2 protein-coding genes are annotated in these 1,444 nt (G+C 73.6%); one reads left to right on the plus strand and one right to left on the minus strand.

Features of this window, described 5'->3' with window-relative positions:
* On the plus strand, positions 1 to 313 hold a 313-nt coding region (locus HMPREF0731_RS19400), incomplete at its 5' end, for a hypothetical protein (protein WP_245538366.1).
* A 67-nt stretch (positions 314 to 380) separates the two neighbouring features.
* Here HMPREF0731_RS19400 and HMPREF0731_RS19405 read toward each other — a convergent pair.
* The coding region (locus HMPREF0731_RS19405; RefSeq protein ID WP_040614103.1) for an Mrp/NBP35 family ATP-binding protein at positions 381 to 1,444 on the minus strand (1,064 nt) is incomplete at its 5' end.

Consider the following 1,444-nt stretch of genomic DNA (forward strand, 5'->3'; position numbering starts at 1 on the left):
AAGGGGCGTGGCGGCGGTGGCGGACGCGCCTGAGCGGCGCGCGATCTCGGGGGTGACGATGGGCTGGCTGCTGCTGTTCTTCCTGGTGCTGATCCTGGGCTTCCCGCTGATGATGATGGTGGCGGCGCTGTCCCTCGGCCTGTGGCTGGTCTGGGCGATTCTCGGCCTGGTCTGGGCGATCTTCACCTTCCTGCTGCATGACGCGGCCATGGCGCTGCTGCTGGTGGCGGTGCTGTGGCTGGGCTACCGGATGGGCCGCAACCGCCAGGCGCAGGACGGCGCCAACGGCCCGGCGCCGCGCCTGCCGCATTGATCTCTCCGCTTCGGCCGCCCGCCCGGCCCCGCAGGGGGCCGGGCTTTTCTGCGTCCGCTGGCCCGGCCTATTCGATGGTGATCTTCGGCCCGGCCGGGGCGCGCTCCGCCAGCTTCTGCCGCAGCCGGGCGGCGATGGCGCGGTAGGCGCCGGCCTCGTGGCTGTCGGGGCGGGCCATGACGATCGGCGTGCCGGCATCGGCCAGCTCGCGGATCTCCAGCTTCAGCGGCAGCTCGCCCAGGAACTCCACGCCCATGCGCTCGGCCTCGGCGCGGGCGCCGCCATGGCCGAAGATGTTCGCGGTGTGGCCGCAATTCGGGCAGCAGTAGAAGGACATGTTCTCGATCAGCCCGAGCACCGGCACGTTCACCTTCTCGAACATGCGGATGCCGCGGCGGGCGTCGATCAGCGCCACATCCTGCGGGGTGGAGACAATGACGGCGCCGGCCAGCGGCACGCGCTGGCTCATGGTCAGCTGGGCGTCGCCGGTGCCGGGCGGCATGTCGACCACCAGCACGTCGAGCGCCCCCCACTCCACCTGGCCCAGCATCTGCTCCAGCGCGCCCATCACCATGGGGCCGCGCCAGATCATCGGCGTCTCCTCCTCGACCAGGAAGCCGATCGACATCGCCTTCAGCCCCCAGCGGGAGAGCGGGATGATGCGCCCCCCCGTGGCGCGCGGCTTGTCGCGCGTGCCCAGCATCTGCGGCAGGGAGGGGCCGTAGATGTCGGCATCGAGCAGCCCGACCCGCAGCCCGTCGGCGGCCAGCGCCACGGCGAGGTTCACCGCCGTGGTGGATTTGCCGACGCCGCCCTTGCCGGAGGCGACGGCCACGATGGCGCCGACCTCGGGCAGCAGCATCGGGCCCTGGCCGGGGGCGGGGCGGCTGGCGCGCGCCATGCCAGGGGCCGGTCCAGCGGCCGGGGCGGCGGCGGGGCCATGCGCGTGGCCATGATGGGCGTGGTCATGCCCATGCCCATGCCCATGCCCATGCCCATGCCCATGCCCATGCCCATGCCCATGCCCGCCGGCGGCGCCCGGCACGTCGCGATGCGCGGTCAGCACGCAGGTGGCGGAGAGCACGCCGGGCACGGCGGCGGCGGCGCGCTCGGCCGCCTGGCGCAGCGGCT

Origin of the sequence: Pseudoroseomonas cervicalis ATCC 49957, from assembly GCF_000164635.1 — a bacterium.
Lineage (GTDB): Bacteria > Pseudomonadota > Alphaproteobacteria > Acetobacterales > Acetobacteraceae > Pseudoroseomonas > Pseudoroseomonas cervicalis.